This window comes from Bacillus sp. iso_77, from assembly GCF_056173625.1.
This window is the reverse complement of the sequence record NZ_CM149683.1, coordinates 3,725,436-3,740,593: the sequence shown is the minus strand read 5'-3', so window position 1 is coordinate 3,740,593 and position 15,158 is coordinate 3,725,436. Positions and strand designations below refer to the sequence as shown.

The window sequence follows — 15,158 nt, the reverse complement described above, 5'->3', positions numbered from 1 at the left end:
AAGGCTTCTCCCCCCTCCTTTTCTTTTTAAAATGACCAGTATCAAACTGTTATAGAACACGAAAAAGAGCAAATGGTCATCACCATTCGTGCACATACTTTGTTGAAAACAATTAATATAGTAGAAAAACGTCTTTTCGACAAATTACACAGGTTGTGGATAAACAATTCAACAAGCTGTGTAATAACTTTCCACAGGTTATCCACAAATTGTGGATAAGATAAATAGGCCAGATAAGTAATTAAGAGTTAAAACACAAATATAATATCAAAATAAACAAGATGGTGCAATGGGTGTCACAAACTTATCCACACACTTTACATCCTGTTGAAAAATAATTATCCACATAGGTTATTTGTGTGAAAAAAATGTCGATAATGGATGTGGATAGTCAAAATATGCCGGAAAAATATCCACAACCTTGTTTTGAAGGTTTTTTTGAAGGAAAAAAAGAATAAAATGCTGGAAACTAAAAAAGAAGGTTTCTTCACTTGATAACTTGTGTTATGCTTATAAGGTTGATAATAAGAGTTTTATCATTGATATTGACAATCGATGGGTTACACAAATATAATGAGTTAGACTGTCTTAAACAGCTATTCCTCAGGGAGGTGTCATAAATGAAAAGAACGTTTCAACCAAATAACCGTAAGCGTAGTAAAGTTCATGGCTTCCGCAGCCGTATGAGTTCTAAAAACGGACGTCTAGTTTTAAAGCGACGCCGCAGCAAAGGTAGAAAAAAATTATCAGCTTAGGCCACTGAATAATGTCAGTGGTCTTTTTTACATAAAATCGTAAATGAACTGTCAGTTTTTATCGGAGTGGAAGAAAACATGAAGAAGCGAAACAGGCTAAAAAAAAATGAAGAGTTTCAAACAGTGTTCAAAAAAGGTCAATCAATGGCTAATCGCCAATTCGTCATTTATCAGCTGGACCAACCAAATCAAGAAGAACTGCGTTTAGGATTGTCTGTCAGTAAGAAGATAGGTAATGCAGTGATAAGAAACCGGATTAAACGACTGATCCGTCAGGTGTTCTTAGAGGAAGGTCATAATCTAAAGCAAGAAAAAGACTACATTGTTATCGCACGAAAACCAGCAAGCGAATTGACCTTTGAAGAAACAAAGAAGTCTCTCCAGCATTTATTTAGAAAATCCGCTGTTTATCAACAACAACCGAAAAAGTCTTCGTAATAGAAACTTTCGTTGAATCAATTTTTAAAAGCGCTTCCTTCATCTAGTGAATTAAAATGAAACCACCACTTTGTAATGAAAAAATGTTACCATACTGATTAGGTGAGTCACTTTCGTAATCAATTCCAACTTAAATAAAGTTTGAAGTAATGGGAGGAATCTTGTTGAAAAGGCGATTATTACTAATATTTAGCTTGATTGGCGTGTTGGTTCTATTGGCAGGATGTACACAAATCAATGAACCAATCACATCAGATAGTAAGGGATTCTGGAATTCTTACATTGTATACCCGCTATCTCAATTAATCACTTACATGGCAAACTTAACTGGTGAAAACTATGGTGTAGCGATTATTATTGTAACTCTTTTGATTCGTTTGCTCATTTTACCATTAATGATTAAACAATTAAGAAGTACAAAAGCAATGCAAGCACTTCAGCCAGAACTAAAGAAGCTTCGTGAAAAATATAGCTCAAAAGATCAAAAAACACAGCAGCAGCTTCAACAGGAAACAATGGCTCTTTTCCAAAAGAATGGTGTAAATCCATTAGCAGGGTGTTTCCCAATCTTAATTCAAATGCCAATCTTAATTGGTTTTTATCATGCGATCATGAGAACAGCTGAAATCAAGAAGCATACTTTCTTATGGTTTGACTTAGGCAGTCCAGATCCATTATTCCTGCTACCGATTATTGCAGGTGTAGCTACTTTTATTCAGCAGAAGCTAATGATGGCTGGAAATCCTTCGGACAACCCTCAAATGGCGATTATGCTTTGGGTGATGCCAATTATGATCATTGTATTTGCAATCAGTTTCCCAGCGGCACTTTCACTGTACTGGGTTGTAGGTAACATTTTCATGATCATTCAAACTTTGGTCATTAAAACACCTCAAGTAAAAGTTGATACAAAAGAAAAAGCTGGCGGGAACAAAAAATGAAGGAAATAACTGCTGTCGGTCGCAAAGTCGAAGAAGCAGTAGATTCCGGACTGAAACAAATTCAACTACTACAAGAAGAAGTAGATATCACAATAGTAGATGAAGGAAACAAAGGGTTTTTAGGATTATTTGGTAAAAGACAAGCTGTTGTCAAGTTAGTAGAAAAGCGAGATGCGCTCAAATTAGCAACACAGTATTTAGATAAAATTGTTAAATCAATTGATCCTAAAGCAAACATTGTTTCGAAAAAAGAAACGAAAAAGATTTCTTTTCACATTAATGGAGACAAAACTTCATTAATGATTGGAAAAAGAGGACAAACACTGTACTCTTTAGAAACCTTGGTGCAGTTAGTGTTTAATCGTTATTCTGATCAGTATCATCATATTACAATTGATATTGGAGATTATAGGAAGAAACGACAAGAAGCACTTGAACAATATGCAATCAAAACGGCAAACCGTGTTTTAAAAACGAAGAGAAAGGTTCATTTAGAACCAATGCCTTCGAATGAACGAAAAGTCGTTCATGATACGATTGCAGCATTTTCTAAAGAACTTGCCACGGCATCTGAAGATACGGGCACCAAGCGTCATGTTGTGGTGCTTTATAAAAAATAGCAGAAAGGCTAAGATTCAGCAAAGCTGGATTTTAGTCTTTTTTTATTGAAAAATTACCTTTTAATAGTAGATTCCTCCTTTATTTCTAAAAGGTTATTGTGTTATTTAGATCGAAAACGTCATTTTCCCTTAGTTGCAAAGGGAGAAGGGCGTTTTAATTTATTGGATTTAGGTGTAAGATGTGAAGACAAGTTTAGAACGTCGTTATTCACATGTGGATAAGTTAAGTGTTAAAATAGACAGGGTGCAAAACTGTGGATAATTAAATGTGGGCTACTTTCGCTTCGCATGCATTTGTGGTATCTTTAAATTTTGGATTAAGCGTTTTTGATATAGAGATGGACAACGTCCATTTAATAGATATAAGACTGTCTATTGAATAGAGAAAGAGGTGAATGAGCGGTGGATACAATTGCAGCAATTTCTACACCAATGGGTGAAGGGGCAATTGCCATTATACGTTTAAGCGGGCCTGATGCAGTTCAGATTGCTGATCGCATGTATAAGGGGCCTAAGGAGAAAAAACTTGTATCAGTGGATTCTCATACAATTCATTATGGTCATATTGTAGATTCAAGTACCGAGCAAGTGATAGAAGAGGTCATGGTGTCTGTATTAAGAGCGCCAAAAACATTTACGAGAGAAGACGTTATTGAGATTAACTGCCATGGCGGAATTGTCACGGTCAATAAAGTCTTGCAGCTTGCTTTAAAAGAAGGAGCGAGATTAGCGGAGCCAGGTGAGTTTACAAAACGTGCTTTCCTAAATGGAAGAATCGACTTGTCACAAGCAGAAGCCGTAATGGACTTGATTCGTGCAAAGACTGACCGTGCGATGAATGTCGCAATTACTCAAATGGAGGGACGTCTCTCCGGTTTGATTAAACGTCTTCGTGGTGAGATATTGGAGACACTTGCCCATGTAGAAGTGAATATTGATTATCCAGAGTATGACGATGTTGAAGAAATGACACATCGAGTCTTAGTTGAGAAGGCGACATCTGTGAAAAAGGAAATTGAATCGCTTCTAACGACTTCACAGCAGGGGAAAATCCTACGTGAGGGCTTATCTACTGTTATTATTGGAAGGCCAAATGTTGGGAAGTCTTCCTTATTAAATAGTCTTGTTCAGGAAACAAAGGCGATTGTGACCGATATTCCTGGAACAACCAGAGATGTCATTGAGGAATATGTGAATGTAAGAGGAGTACCACTCCGTTTAGTAGATACTGCAGGTATACGTGAGACTGAAGACATTGTTGAGCGTATTGGGGTCGAACGATCAAGACAGGTCTTAAAAGAAGCTGACCTGATTTTACTTGTGCTCAATTATAGTGAAGAGTTATCTGAGGAAGATATTAAGCTATTTGAGGCTGTCTCAGGTATGGATATTATTGTGATTGTCAATAAGACTGATCTTGAGCCTAAACTTGATGTAGAAAAAGTAAAAGAGTTAGCGAAAGATCGTCCAGTCGTGACAACATCTTTATTACAAGAAAAAGGGATTGATGAGCTTGAAATGGCCATTCAATCTTTATTCTTCACTGGCTCAATTGAAAGTGGAGATTTAACGTATGTGAGCAATACTAGGCATATTGCGCTCCTTCAAGAAGCAAAACAATCGATTGAGGATGCTCTAGAAGGAATTGAAATGGATGTACCGATCGACATCGTTCAAATAGATTTAACACGCTGCTGGGAGCAGCTAGGTGAAATTATTGGGGATGCTGTTCATGAAAGCTTAATCGATCAGTTATTCTCTCAATTCTGTTTAGGAAAGTAAAGGGAGGAACAAAAGAAATGGGTTATGAAGCTGGCCAATATGATGTAATCGTCGTCGGTGCCGGTCATGCTGGTGTTGAGGCTGCTCTTGCTTCTGCAAGACAGGGCGCCAAAACACTTGTATTGACCATCAATCTAGATATGGTTGCTTTTATGCCATGTAATCCGTCCGTAGGGGGTCCCGCTAAAGGGATTGTCGTCAGAGAAATTGATGCGCTAGGCGGAGAAATGGCACGAAATATAGATAAGACGCATATTCAAATGCGTATGCTGAATACTGGGAAAGGACCTGCTGTCCGTGCGTTAAGAGCGCAAGCAGATAAGTTTCAATATCAGCACGAAATGAAAAAAACAATGGAAAATGAACCAAACCTAACAATGCTGCAAGGGATGGTAGATCATTTAATTGTAGAAGATGATGAATGTAAAGGTGTCGTGACTCAAACAGGTGCAAATTATCGCGCGAAGTCTGTTGTTCTAACGACTGGTACTTTCTTAAAAGGCCGCATTATTTTAGGTGATCTTTCTTATTCAAGCGGTCCTAATAATCAGCAGCCTTCCATTAAATTATCGGATCATCTAGCAGAATTAGGATTCGATTTGGTTCGCTTTAAAACTGGGACACCACCTCGAGTAAACAGCCACTCGATTGATTATAGTAAGACAGAAATTCAACCAGGTGATGATGTACCACGTGCGTTTTCTTATGAAACTGTGGAATATATTACAGATCAATTACCATGCTGGTTAACATACACGAGTTTAGAGACTCATCAAATTATTGATGAGAATCTTCACCGTTCTCCTATGTATTCAGGTATGATTAAAGGAACAGGTCCTAGATACTGCCCGTCTATTGAGGATAAGGTGGTTCGTTTTAATGATAAACCGAGACATCAAATTTTCTTAGAGCCAGAAGGCCGTAATACGCAAGAAGTGTATGTTCAAGGTTTATCTACAAGTCTGCCAGAGGATGTACAGCAGCGAATGCTGTCAACCATTCCAGGGCTTGAAAATGTACAAATGATGCGAGCGGGTTATGCCATTGAGTATGATGCGATTGTGCCTACACAATTGTGGCCGACACTTGAGACGAAGAAAATTTCTGGATTATATACAGCTGGCCAAATTAATGGTACCTCAGGTTATGAGGAAGCTGCAGGTCAAGGAATTATGGCAGGTATCAATGCAGGAAGAAAAGCATTGGGTAAAGAAGAAGTCATTTTAAGCCGATCTGATGCATATATCGGTGTTCTCATTGATGATCTTGTCACGAAGGGTACAAATGAACCTTACCGTCTTTTAACTTCTCGTGCAGAGTACCGCTTACTTCTGCGTCATGACAATGCTGATTTAAGATTAACGGAACTTGGATATAACATTGGTTTAATTTCTGAAGAGAGATTCCAAGCATTCACACAGAAAAAAGAGGCCATTGAAGCAGAGAAAAAACGTTTATATTCTGTCATTATTAAACCTACAGTAGAGACACAGGAATATATTCGTTCACTTGGTGGAAGTGAATTGAAGGACGGTATTCGCGCTAGCGATCTGATGAAGCGTCCAGAGATGAACTATGAATCTGTTGTGAAACTAGCTCCTGCTGACACACCGCTTCCTGCTGATGTGTGTGAACAGGTAGAGATTCAAATTAAATATGAAGGTTATATTGAAAAGTCGCTCCAACAAGTTGAAAAGCTGAAAAAGATGGAAAACAAAAAGATTCCGGATCGAATCGATTATGATGCCATCAAAGGGATTGCAACTGAAGCGAAGCAAAAGCTAAAAGAAGTCCGACCGCTTTCTGTTGCACAGGCTTCTCGTATTTCAGGCGTTAACCCTGCTGATATTTCTATCCTTTTAGTGTATTTGGAGCAGGGACGTATTGCGAAGATAGCAGAGTAGAAAGGATGTCGGCATGAACATTGAACAATTTACAGCAGCACTAGAGGAGAAAGGCATCACTCTTTCTCCAGTGCAGCTTGAACAATTTGAAACTTACTTCCATATGCTTGTAGAATGGAACGAGAAGATGAATTTAACGTCCATTACAGAAAAGGAAGAAGTATATTTAAAGCATTTTTATGACTCGATATCAGCAGCATTTTTTATTGATTTTCACAATGTGACAACAATTTGTGATATTGGAGCTGGTGCTGGTTTTCCAAGCATTCCTCTTAAAATTTGTTTCCCTCATCTACATGTGACCATTGTTGATTCTCTCCAGAAACGCATTACGTTTCTCAATGAGTTAGCAAAAGGGTTAAACTTACAAGATACTACTTTTTATCATGATCGTGCGGAGACCTTTGGACAACGTAAAGATCAACGTGAAAGCTATGACCTTGTCACCGCTAGAGCAGTTGCGCGCTTATCTGTCTTGAGCGAACTATGCCTACCTCTTGTGAAAAAGGAAGGATTGTTTGTTGCATTAAAAGCATCTGCTGCAGAAGAAGAGATGCAAGCAGGAAAAAAAGCCGTCACTGTCCTCGGAGGAGAGGTTGTTGAAAAGCATTCCTTTGTTCTTCCTTTAGAAGAAAGTGAACGGAACATCATTGTCATTGAAAAGAAAAAACAAACACCAAAAAAATATCCTAGAAAACCAGGAACACCTAATAAATCACCAATAGAGGGTTGATCATGTAAAAGGTCGGTTTTTCTTCAATATTTATGATTTTACAGAAGGAAAAAACATGAGAAAATAGAATTATAAAAAGGTAGTTTTTAAAGGTGGTGTAGGTTCATGAAGCATTCACTCTCACGCTTCTTCGGGCTTGGTGACAAAGAACATCCTGAGCGTGATACCGAAATAGAGGCAGAGATTGCTGAGCATGAAACATTAAAGGAAGAGATACAGGAGCTCCCGGTCGACACAATTATGCCTAACCGTTTTCAGCCACGCACCATTTTTTCAGAAGAAAAGATACAAGAGCTGGCCACAACCATTCATACCCATGGCATTATTCAACCGATTGTTGTTAGACCAACAGAAGAAGAAGGAAAATATGAACTGATCGCCGGCGAAAGACGTTGGAGAGCGGTACAAACTCTTCAATGGGAGAAGATCCCCGCTATTATAAAAGATTTTACTGATACGGAAACGGCATCTGTGGCATTGATTGAAAATTTGCAAAGAGAAGAGCTGTCTGCAATTGAAGAGGCTCATGCTTATGCACGTCTTTTAGAGCTTCATGATTTAACGCAAGAAGCGCTTGCTCAGCGTTTAGGTAAGGGACAATCGACTGTTGCAAACAAACTAAGACTTTTAAAGTTGCCTGAAGAAGTACAGCAAGCCATTTTGGAGAAAAAAATCTCAGAGAGACATGCCCGTTCACTTGTACCTCTAAAGCTGCCAGAATTACAGATCACGCTGTTGCAGGAAATCATCGAAAAGCAGCTGAATGTGAAACAGACTGAAGAGCGTGTAGTGAAGATGCTTGAACAAAAAACAGATCGCAAACCGAAGCCGAAACGTAAGGCGTTTAGCCGAGATACGCGAATTGCGATGAATACCATTCGTCAGTCTCTCCACATGGTAGAAGACAGCGGACTTAAAATAAATACCGAGGAAGAAGAATTTGAGGAATATATCCAATTAACGATTCGAATTCCTAAATAGAAAGAAGCTGATGAGCATTACTCGTCAGCTTTTTTTGTCTTTCTCTCCCTTCAATTCATGATATTTACTTATTATTAATTAATTGGTAAAATATGATTTTCATAGTAGAAGGGAGGTGACATATAACCGATGAAAATGAAAAAGACTATTTTTGCTATTATCTGTTATTTACTAATCTCTTTTTCTCTTTTTTCAAATGAAACGACTGTGTTTGCTGTGAGCACGTCAACGAATCATGAGACCTATTCAGCGGAAGAAACGATTACGAAAGAAGAACTGAGTACTCTGAAGAAACAAGGTGTGGTTTCGACAGATGTAACGGTTCAACAATTAAATCAAGAGCAAGCGTCTCAGGACGATGCGATCGATGTGATCACAGCTGATGATGATTTGGAGAACTATGGTTTAAGGCAAAACAAACAGGATGAAATGGTAACAGATGAAAGGCCGAATACCATTCGCCATCTTTTTGGTAAACCGTATCCTGGAACCGATATTATGCCTCAAAAAGGGGATATATTGGTGACGAGCACTGGTGCTTTGAATGGTTTAATTGGTCATGCAGGCATCGTCATTAATGAGAAAAGCTATGCATCCATTCCTGGGTTCCGGCAGCATCCAAATATTGATTCCATTCAAAGCTGGTTCCGCTATAGTGCCAATACAAAGGTGATTCGGATTAATCATCAGGAAAAGGCAGATTTAGCTGGGGATTGGGCGCACGATTACGTGAAAGACCATCCGAAGGCTCGATATTCGATCACTATGTCTATTCAATCTTTGGACCCTACATATTGTTCAAAGATTGTATGGCAGGCTTACGCGAAAACCGGGGACGCTGTTGGACATGCGACATTTACTATTAAAGCACCCTATGGTTTTTTGAAAAAGAAGAACTATAAAACAGTGACACCTAAAGTCATTGTAAGCGAAGGCCGAAAAATTGGCGGATTAAACTTTTGAATGTATCTCCCTCACTTTTCATGAAAAGTGGGGTTTTTTTGTCTCGTTATTTCTTTAAAAAGATATATTAATATATCTTTTAAGCACATTTTTATGCATCTATTCATGTACGGAAACACAGATTCATTCACGAATTTATAATGGGGGAACAAAAAAAGCAAACGTTTCATACTTTTTTTGATAGAATAGGAAGTATGAATGAATGAGAAACTTGTTAAGTTGAAAGTGGGTGACATCGTGGGGAAAATCATAGCGATTACCAACCAGAAGGGCGGCGTTGGGAAGACGACAACTTCTGTTAATTTGGGTGCGTGTTTAGCATACATAGGAAAACGAGTGTTGTTAGTTGATATTGATCCGCAGGGAAATGCCACGAGTGGTATTGGGATTGAGAAGGCAGACGTAGAGAAGTGCGTGTACGATATTTTAGTAGACGATGCAGATGTACTTGATGTGATTAAGACGACAGAGGTCGAAAATCTTGATGTCATTCCTGCGACGATACAGCTTGCAGGGGCGGAAATTGAGCTTGTGCCTACGATCTCACGTGAAGTGAGGCTGAAAAGAGCACTTGAATCTGTGAAGCAAAATTATGATTATATGATTATTGACTGCCCGCCATCGCTTGGGTTACTGACGATTAATGCGTTAACTGCATCCGATTCTGTTTTAATACCGGTTCAGTGTGAATATTATGCGCTTGAAGGATTGAGTCAATTGTTGAATACGGTTCGTCTTGTGCAGAAACATCTAAATACCGACCTTGCCATTGAAGGTGTTTTACTGACAATGCTTGATGCAAGAACAAACCTTGGAATCCAAGTCATCGAAGAAGTAAAAAAATACTTTAGAGATAAAGTCTATCAGACCGTGATTCCGAGAAATGTGAGACTAAGTGAAGCGCCTAGTCATGGGAAACCTATTATCTTGTATGATCCACGTTCAAGAGGTGCAGATGTCTATTTAGACTTAGCAAAGGAAGTGGATGCGAATGGCTAAAGGTCTTGGAAAGGGTATTAATGCGCTATTTAACAATGTGGATTCCAATGAAGAAACTGTCGAAGAAATTAAGTTGAAGGATTTGCGCCCGAACCCTTATCAGCCAAGGAAAACGTTTGATGATGATGCATTGTCTGATCTCAAAGAATCGATTCAGCAGCATGGTGTTTTACAGCCGATTATTGTTCGTAAATCGATTAAAGGATATGACATTGTCGCAGGAGAACGCCGTTTCCGTGCAGCACAACAAGCTGGTTTGACAACGATTCCTGCGATTGTCAGGGAATTTTCAGAAACACTGATGAGGGAGATCGCTCTTTTAGAAAACTTACAGCGCGAGGATTTATCTCCATTAGAGGAAGCGGAAGCCTATGCCTCCTTACTAGATCACTTAAGTGTGACTCAAGAGGAATTAGCCAAGCGGTTAGGAAAAAGCAGACCGCATATTGCGAACCACCTTCGTTTATTAACATTACCAGATGAAGTACAAAAGCTGATTGCGGATGGAACATTATCCATGGGACATGGACGCACGCTGCTTAGTTTGAAAAACAAAAAGAAGCTGGCGCCATTGGTAAAGAAGGTCGTGGACGAAGGATTGAATGTCCGTCAGGTTGAGAAACTTGTTCAGCAATTAAATGAAAATGTTCCACGTGAAACAAAGAAAAAAGAAGCACCAAAGGATCGCATGTTGAAAGAAAGAGAATCTTTCTTACAAAATTACTTTGGTACTTCAGTGACGATCAAGAAACAGAAGAAAAAAGGGAAAATTGAGATTGAATTTCTCTCAAATGAAGATTTAGAAAGAATCCTTGAATTGCTTTCTACGAGAGAATCATCGGAATGACCATCTTGATATGAGATGGTCTTTTTTATATTCTTCCCGTGATATTTTGAATAGGGGTAAAGAGAGAACGGCTTTTTTCTCTAGTCCAATCCATTTGATCAATGTGGGATAGACTTTCAGAAAGTGTATTGGCCATAGACATTACAAGATGAAGACGTGTGTTTTGGAGAACGAAGTATTCCATAAAACCGCTCACGTTGACGATTCCATTAATATGAATATTTCCTACTTCTGGTAGCTCTTTTTGCACACCTGCACCGGGCTTTAACGGTCCTTCTCCAATTTGAAACGATCCTACACTTTTCACTCTCCCTAAACAGGCATCAACGGCTACGATAAATGGGTGTTTATGAGCTTGTTCAATTTCAGCGAGCTTTTCCTTTAAATTGACCGCATGCACTGGGTCAGAGAGAGTGCCGTATACATGCAGCTTTTTTAAATCAAGACTTGAAAGCTTTGTTCCTACAAGTGGACCTAGAGAGTCACCGGTTGATCGGTCTGTTCCTATGCAGACGATGGCAACGGGTCTTTTTCCTGCTTTCTGGAGATGCGAGAATAAAATACTTTTAAGCTGCTGAATGGCATTTGTATCCGTATGGGACACGTATTCTTTCACCCTATTTCTTAAAAAAAGACCGTTCTTGCTATTCATAGGTCTCACTTCCTTGTCATAGTAGTTAGTATCAGTATACGGAAACAAGCTTAATTCTATACCTATGAGGTGATGATTGTGTGGAAGGCTGGTTCAAGGTGGACGCTTTTAATTTTAGGAAGCTTGATAGGAGCGGGATATGCCTCCGGTCAAGAAATTTGGCAGTTTTTTGGCCTTGATAGCGGACTAGCCATTCTACTGTTTACGCTCATGTTTATGCTGTCTACCTATGTGGTGTTAAAAATCAGTTATGAGGTGCGTGCCGATCATTTTGTGCCGGTGTTAGAGCGTCTTGTAGGTCCTTGGCTGGCCAAGGTGTATGATATTTTAATTGTTCTTTATCTATTCACGACAACAACAGTCATGATTGCCGGTGGCGGGGTGACACTTGAGATGTATCATGTGCCATTTTGGGTTGGAATCGGTGCATTTTGTTTATTCTCATTTATGATTTTTTTCTGGGATGTGAAAGGGCTCTTATCTGTGAATGCTTTCATTATACCAATTTTGGTGGCGGGGCTCATCTATGCGTTTGTTTTTTATTATATGAATCATGATCATATGTGGAGAATTGATTTTGGCCAGCAATACAATTGGCCTGCCAGTATCGTCTTTGCTTCTTTGAATATATTATCTGTTGTGGCGGTGCTGTCTTCAGTGGGGAAAGAAATGAAGGGGCTTGGAGAGGCCAAGGTTGCGAGTATATTAAGCGGTTTGATTTTTGGTGTCATTTCTTATGTGTATAACGAAATACTAGTTGATATTTCTGGGAGTCTTTCAGCAGAGGGGATTCCTTTGTTTACAGTATTAGAGGGGGCACCAACATCATTGTTTGTGTTTATGACCATTGTTCTTTGTTTAGCGATTTATACAACAACCGCTGCGGGATTATTTGGTTTATCCAGCCGCATGCTCTCTTTTGTACGAATGCCCCGCTGGTTCATTGTATTCATCATGCTTCTTTTGATGGCACCTTTAACCTCTCTTGGATTTGCTGATTTGATTGCTTTCTTGTATCCGATTTACAGCTTGCTCAATCTTTATTTGCTTGTCTGTTTAATGCTGTATCCGATTTTAAGTAAAAAGATATTTTTCCGTTCTAAAAATTATACTGATAAAATAAAATAAACACCTCTCTTTCAAAGAGAAGTGCTTATTTTATCCGAATGGAATCAATCGCTTCCTTGATATCGTCATATACAGGCATGTGCTGGAGACGCTGCATGCGTTCCTCTATTTCTGAGATGGCTTGTCCTTTTAAATGCTGGGATACATGTTGTTTGACAATGGTTGTTTGGTTCATCATGTCTTCTGTTTTGGACAATTGGTACTCCAAGTGCATGCGTGTGTTTGCCAATTCATCGTGAAGCCGCATTTTCAGCAATCGCTTTAAATCTTTTCGTTGTCCTTCTCTGCGCATGGCCTGAATAGCGGCAATTTCTTCAGGTGATTGCGATTGTGTTTGTGGTGCAGATTGACTTTCGAATACAGACATGGAGCGGCGGGCACTCACATTTTGCAAGAAACGCTGGGCGTCACTAGGAGGTTTATTTTGATTGATCATATGGCGACTCCTTTCTTAACGAATACCCATTTGCATCGCAAGGCGTCTATCTGCCTTGGCATAGTCATCACCCATTGTGTACATATGTCTTGAAAGGGTGGAAAGTTCTTGTTCGTAGTCTCTCAAGGTGTACAAGGCATTCAGTTGTTTTTCATGAGAATAAAAGGATGATTGCGGCTGCTCCATCCTTACTTCCTCTAACAGTGCTTCTACATCGCTATGGGTTAATAAATCATAGTGACCAAAGCCGACAAGTCCTTTCAGTTCTTGTTTTACATGATGGACGGCATCTTTTACACTATCATCAATTCCATCTATTTTCTCAAATACAGTGTGTACTTCATGTTCAATAATACTTTGTAGATCATAAGATGAATTTTTTAGTAAATGGGATTTTATGATAATTTCAAGCCCGCTTTGTGCATATGCACGGCCTGAATGGATTTCTTGTAAAAGCATCGCTGTAAAACTTGTATTGTGATCAAGCTGTTCATCTAAAATACGAGCGGTTCCATTCGGATGGAATGAATACCCATTCACTTTAAATTCTCCTGAAACGAGAGCTAAAAATGCATTTGTATCAAATGATTCGTTCCACTCTATATTCATTGATGCAAAAGCTGATCTTAAAAAGGTGTCAATTTCTCTTGGTTTATATTTTATGGATTCTTGGACCGATCCCTGCTCCCGGGGCGGTACGGTGTACTTGACTTGTCCAACTCCATGATCATGGCGATTGAGTAAACCTACATAATGATTGGGTTGAATATATTCTGTGAGAACATGGGTGTATTTTCCTTCTACTGCTTTTTGCTGAATGGAAGGTGCCAGGCTGCTCCATATATTTGGGCTATCGAATGTGATGGCTTTTTTGACAGCTGGCTGTTCTGTCACAATGTAAGCACAAACAGCACCGGCAAGCGCTTGTCCAGTGAGATAGATGGTTGCATTCGGGTGCTTCTGACAGACGTCCTCGATGTATTCCTTCCCTTTAAAAAAGACATGATCTTGTTTTCCGGCTAAGGATTTTCTTTCAATGGGGTAGGCATAATCCGTTTTTAACAATGATTGGGTAGCCGTTTGAACATCTTGTGTCGATGTCACCGTCATTTGTTTTGGCAGAGGACAGTGAAACGCGACAATGAACTCGTCTGACTGTTCCTGCTGCATCGTTAAACCATATAATTGATGATCTATTTTTAGAAAATCGTTGACAGTGAGCGTATGCTGACCTACTTCTATCGTATGGTTCTGCTGGTAATTCTCTGCGTTTCCAGCGTGATCGGATATGATTTTATAATCTTTGTCGGTTAATCTATCCTTTCGATTGACCATCGTACCTGCTCCCTCACATAACATTTATGCAGATATCATAAATCAAAAAATATGGAAAAACCACAGCGTTCTACCAATAAAAACCTTTTGACCTACAGTGTTTGTGACAATATTGAAAAAAAGCGGAGTTTAAGTAACTATTGGTCACAAATAAAATGATCTAAAAGAAGGGTTTTTTCTATAAAAAAGAACGGGATTGATACATGACAGCGGCTCTTTATTTTGTGCATTGCTCTCCATCGGCGTTTTTTTGTACAATAGATTTAATGAAGTGAGCAAGAGAGGTGAATGCTGATGGCAGACAAAGCATTTGGGTTACATGACGTCGTTGAAATGAAAAAACCCCATCCATGTGGTGCCAATCGGTGGAAAGTCATTCGTTTGGGCATGGATATTCGTATTAAGTGCGAAGGGTGTGGGCACAGCGTGATGATCCCAAGAAGAGATTTTGAACGAAAAATGAAGAAAATTCTCGTCAAGCATGAGGAGCCAACTGCTTAAGTAGGCCTCATGCTTTTTTGATGAAATTTGTCTTTTGTTCAGAGAAACAGATGCAATTTCTTATTTTAAAGCTCCGATTTAGTCTTTTTGGTAATGTTTCTTCTATTGAAAATGCATGATGGTTAGCTTGTCTTTTCATGTAA

Annotated in this window: 16 protein-coding genes; 13 read left to right on the top strand and 3 right to left on the bottom strand. The window is 39.1% G+C overall.

The features are described from left to right. The first annotated feature begins 620 nt into the window (after positions 1 to 620). The 11 genes from rpmH to AC0VYC_RS19135 all read left to right on the top strand — a co-directional run bounded on the left by rpmH (position 621) and on the right by AC0VYC_RS19135 (position 10,963). Complete coding sequence (gene rpmH / locus AC0VYC_RS19185) at positions 621 to 755, top strand: 50S ribosomal protein L34 (protein WP_008360908.1); 135 nt, start codon at positions 621 to 623, stop codon at positions 753 to 755. 78 nt (positions 756 to 833) lie between these two features. After that, positions 834 to 1,193, top strand: a complete 360-nt coding sequence (gene rnpA, locus AC0VYC_RS19180) for a ribonuclease P protein component (RefSeq protein WP_159160116.1) — start codon at positions 834 to 836, stop codon at positions 1,191 to 1,193. A 158-nt stretch (positions 1,194 to 1,351) separates the two neighbouring features. Beyond that, on the top strand, positions 1,352 to 2,134 hold the full coding sequence (spoIIIJ, locus tag AC0VYC_RS19175; RefSeq protein WP_089374159.1) for a YidC family membrane integrase SpoIIIJ: 783 nt from the start codon (positions 1,352 to 1,354) through the stop codon (positions 2,132 to 2,134). Beyond that, the gene (gene jag, locus AC0VYC_RS19170; protein WP_475389115.1) at positions 2,131 to 2,754 is read left to right on the top strand and encodes an RNA-binding cell elongation regulator Jag/EloR; all 624 of its coding nucleotides are present in this window, start codon (positions 2,131 to 2,133) and stop codon (positions 2,752 to 2,754) included. Before spoIIIJ ends, jag begins: the two co-directional genes overlap by 4 nt. 402 nt (positions 2,755 to 3,156) lie before the next feature. Beyond that, on the top strand, positions 3,157 to 4,536 hold the full coding sequence (gene mnmE, locus AC0VYC_RS19165; protein ID WP_039169035.1) for a tRNA uridine-5-carboxymethylaminomethyl(34) synthesis GTPase MnmE: 1,380 nt from the start codon (positions 3,157 to 3,159) through the stop codon (positions 4,534 to 4,536). Between the two features lie 17 nt (positions 4,537 to 4,553). Next, positions 4,554 to 6,440, top strand: coding sequence for a tRNA uridine-5-carboxymethylaminomethyl(34) synthesis enzyme MnmG (gene mnmG, locus AC0VYC_RS19160; protein ID WP_008347584.1), 1,887 nt, complete (start codon positions 4,554 to 4,556; stop codon positions 6,438 to 6,440). Positions 6,441 to 6,453: 13 nt separating this feature from the next. Beyond that, positions 6,454 to 7,173, top strand: coding sequence for a 16S rRNA (guanine(527)-N(7))-methyltransferase RsmG (gene rsmG, locus AC0VYC_RS19155; RefSeq protein ID WP_024718431.1), 720 nt, complete (start codon positions 6,454 to 6,456; stop codon positions 7,171 to 7,173). Positions 7,174 to 7,278: 105 nt separating this feature from the next. After that, positions 7,279 to 8,154: a nucleoid occlusion protein gene (noc, locus tag AC0VYC_RS19150; RefSeq protein WP_024718432.1), complete on the top strand. Its 876-nt coding sequence runs from the start codon at positions 7,279 to 7,281 to the stop codon at positions 8,152 to 8,154. 129 nt (positions 8,155 to 8,283) lie between these two features. After that, a complete protein-coding gene (locus tag AC0VYC_RS19145; protein ID WP_475389111.1) occupies positions 8,284 to 9,117 on the top strand; it encodes an orthopoxovirus pf05708 family protein in 834 nt (277 codons plus the stop codon). A 237-nt stretch (positions 9,118 to 9,354) separates the two neighbouring features. Further along, entirely contained in the window at positions 9,355 to 10,116 is a 762-nt protein-coding gene (gene soj / locus AC0VYC_RS19140) for a sporulation initiation inhibitor protein Soj (protein WP_008360890.1), read from the top strand. Next, positions 10,109 to 10,963 carry a ParB/RepB/Spo0J family partition protein gene (locus tag AC0VYC_RS19135; RefSeq protein WP_017359871.1) on the top strand — a complete coding sequence of 285 codons (855 nt, stop codon included), beginning with the start codon at positions 10,109 to 10,111 and terminating at the stop codon, positions 10,961 to 10,963. Before soj ends, AC0VYC_RS19135 begins: the two co-directional genes overlap by 8 nt. Positions 10,964 to 10,988: 25 nt before the next feature. On the opposite strand, the gene yyaC is transcribed toward AC0VYC_RS19135, so the two are convergent. Beyond that, the gene (yyaC, locus tag AC0VYC_RS19130; protein WP_025208343.1) at positions 10,989 to 11,615 is read right to left on the bottom strand and encodes a spore protease YyaC; all 627 of its coding nucleotides are present in this window, start codon (positions 11,613 to 11,615) and stop codon (positions 10,989 to 10,991) included. A gap of 72 nt (positions 11,616 to 11,687) precedes the next feature. Between yyaC and AC0VYC_RS19125 the strand changes: the two genes are divergently transcribed. Further along, entirely contained in the window at positions 11,688 to 12,743 is a 1,056-nt protein-coding gene (locus AC0VYC_RS19125; RefSeq protein ID WP_079919768.1) for a YkvI family membrane protein, read from the top strand. A 25-nt stretch (positions 12,744 to 12,768) separates the two neighbouring features. On the opposite strand, the gene AC0VYC_RS19120 is transcribed toward AC0VYC_RS19125, so the two are convergent. Beyond that, on the bottom strand, positions 12,769 to 13,179 hold the full coding sequence (locus tag AC0VYC_RS19120; RefSeq protein WP_007497462.1) for a hypothetical protein: 411 nt from the start codon (positions 13,177 to 13,179) through the stop codon (positions 12,769 to 12,771). A gap of 15 nt (positions 13,180 to 13,194) precedes the next feature. After that, a complete protein-coding gene (locus AC0VYC_RS19115; RefSeq protein ID WP_475389108.1) occupies positions 13,195 to 14,514 on the bottom strand; it encodes a hydrolase in 1,320 nt (439 codons plus the stop codon). Positions 14,515 to 14,808: 294 nt separating this feature from the next. On the opposite strand from AC0VYC_RS19115, the gene AC0VYC_RS19110 reads away from it, so the two are divergent. Continuing rightward, entirely contained in the window at positions 14,809 to 15,015 is a 207-nt protein-coding gene (locus tag AC0VYC_RS19110) for a DUF951 domain-containing protein (protein WP_008347561.1), read from the top strand. Positions 15,016 to 15,158 lie beyond the last annotated feature (143 nt).

What these genes read in the sequence shown, in the direction of transcription:
- rsmG (WP_024718431.1), top strand. Translation starts at nt 6,454, where the DNA reads ATGAACATTGAACAATTTACAGCAGCACTAGAGGAGAAAGGCATCACT.
- AC0VYC_RS19145 (WP_475389111.1), top strand. Translation starts at nt 8,284, where the DNA reads ATGAAAATGAAAAAGACTATTTTTGCTATTATCTGTTATTTACTAATC.
- AC0VYC_RS19135 (WP_017359871.1), top strand. Translation starts at nt 10,109, where the DNA reads ATGGCTAAAGGTCTTGGAAAGGGTATTAATGCGCTATTTAACAATGTG.
- yyaC (WP_025208343.1), bottom strand. Translation starts at nt 11,615, where the DNA reads ATGAATAGCAAGAACGGTCTTTTTTTAAGAAATAGGGTGAAAGAATAC.
- rpmH (WP_008360908.1), top strand. Translation starts at nt 621, where the DNA reads ATGAAAAGAACGTTTCAACCAAATAACCGTAAGCGTAGTAAAGTTCAT.
- rnpA (WP_159160116.1), top strand. Translation starts at nt 834, where the DNA reads ATGAAGAAGCGAAACAGGCTAAAAAAAAATGAAGAGTTTCAAACAGTG.
- noc (WP_024718432.1), top strand. Translation starts at nt 7,279, where the DNA reads ATGAAGCATTCACTCTCACGCTTCTTCGGGCTTGGTGACAAAGAACAT.
- AC0VYC_RS19110 (WP_008347561.1), top strand. Translation starts at nt 14,809, where the DNA reads ATGGCAGACAAAGCATTTGGGTTACATGACGTCGTTGAAATGAAAAAA.
- mnmG (WP_008347584.1), top strand. Translation starts at nt 4,554, where the DNA reads ATGGGTTATGAAGCTGGCCAATATGATGTAATCGTCGTCGGTGCCGGT.
- jag (WP_475389115.1), top strand. Translation starts at nt 2,131, where the DNA reads ATGAAGGAAATAACTGCTGTCGGTCGCAAAGTCGAAGAAGCAGTAGAT.
- AC0VYC_RS19120 (WP_007497462.1), bottom strand. Translation starts at nt 13,179, where the DNA reads ATGATCAATCAAAATAAACCTCCTAGTGACGCCCAGCGTTTCTTGCAA.
- AC0VYC_RS19115 (WP_475389108.1), bottom strand. Translation starts at nt 14,514, where the DNA reads ATGGTCAATCGAAAGGATAGATTAACCGACAAAGATTATAAAATCATA.
- AC0VYC_RS19125 (WP_079919768.1), top strand. Translation starts at nt 11,688, where the DNA reads ATGATTGTGTGGAAGGCTGGTTCAAGGTGGACGCTTTTAATTTTAGGA.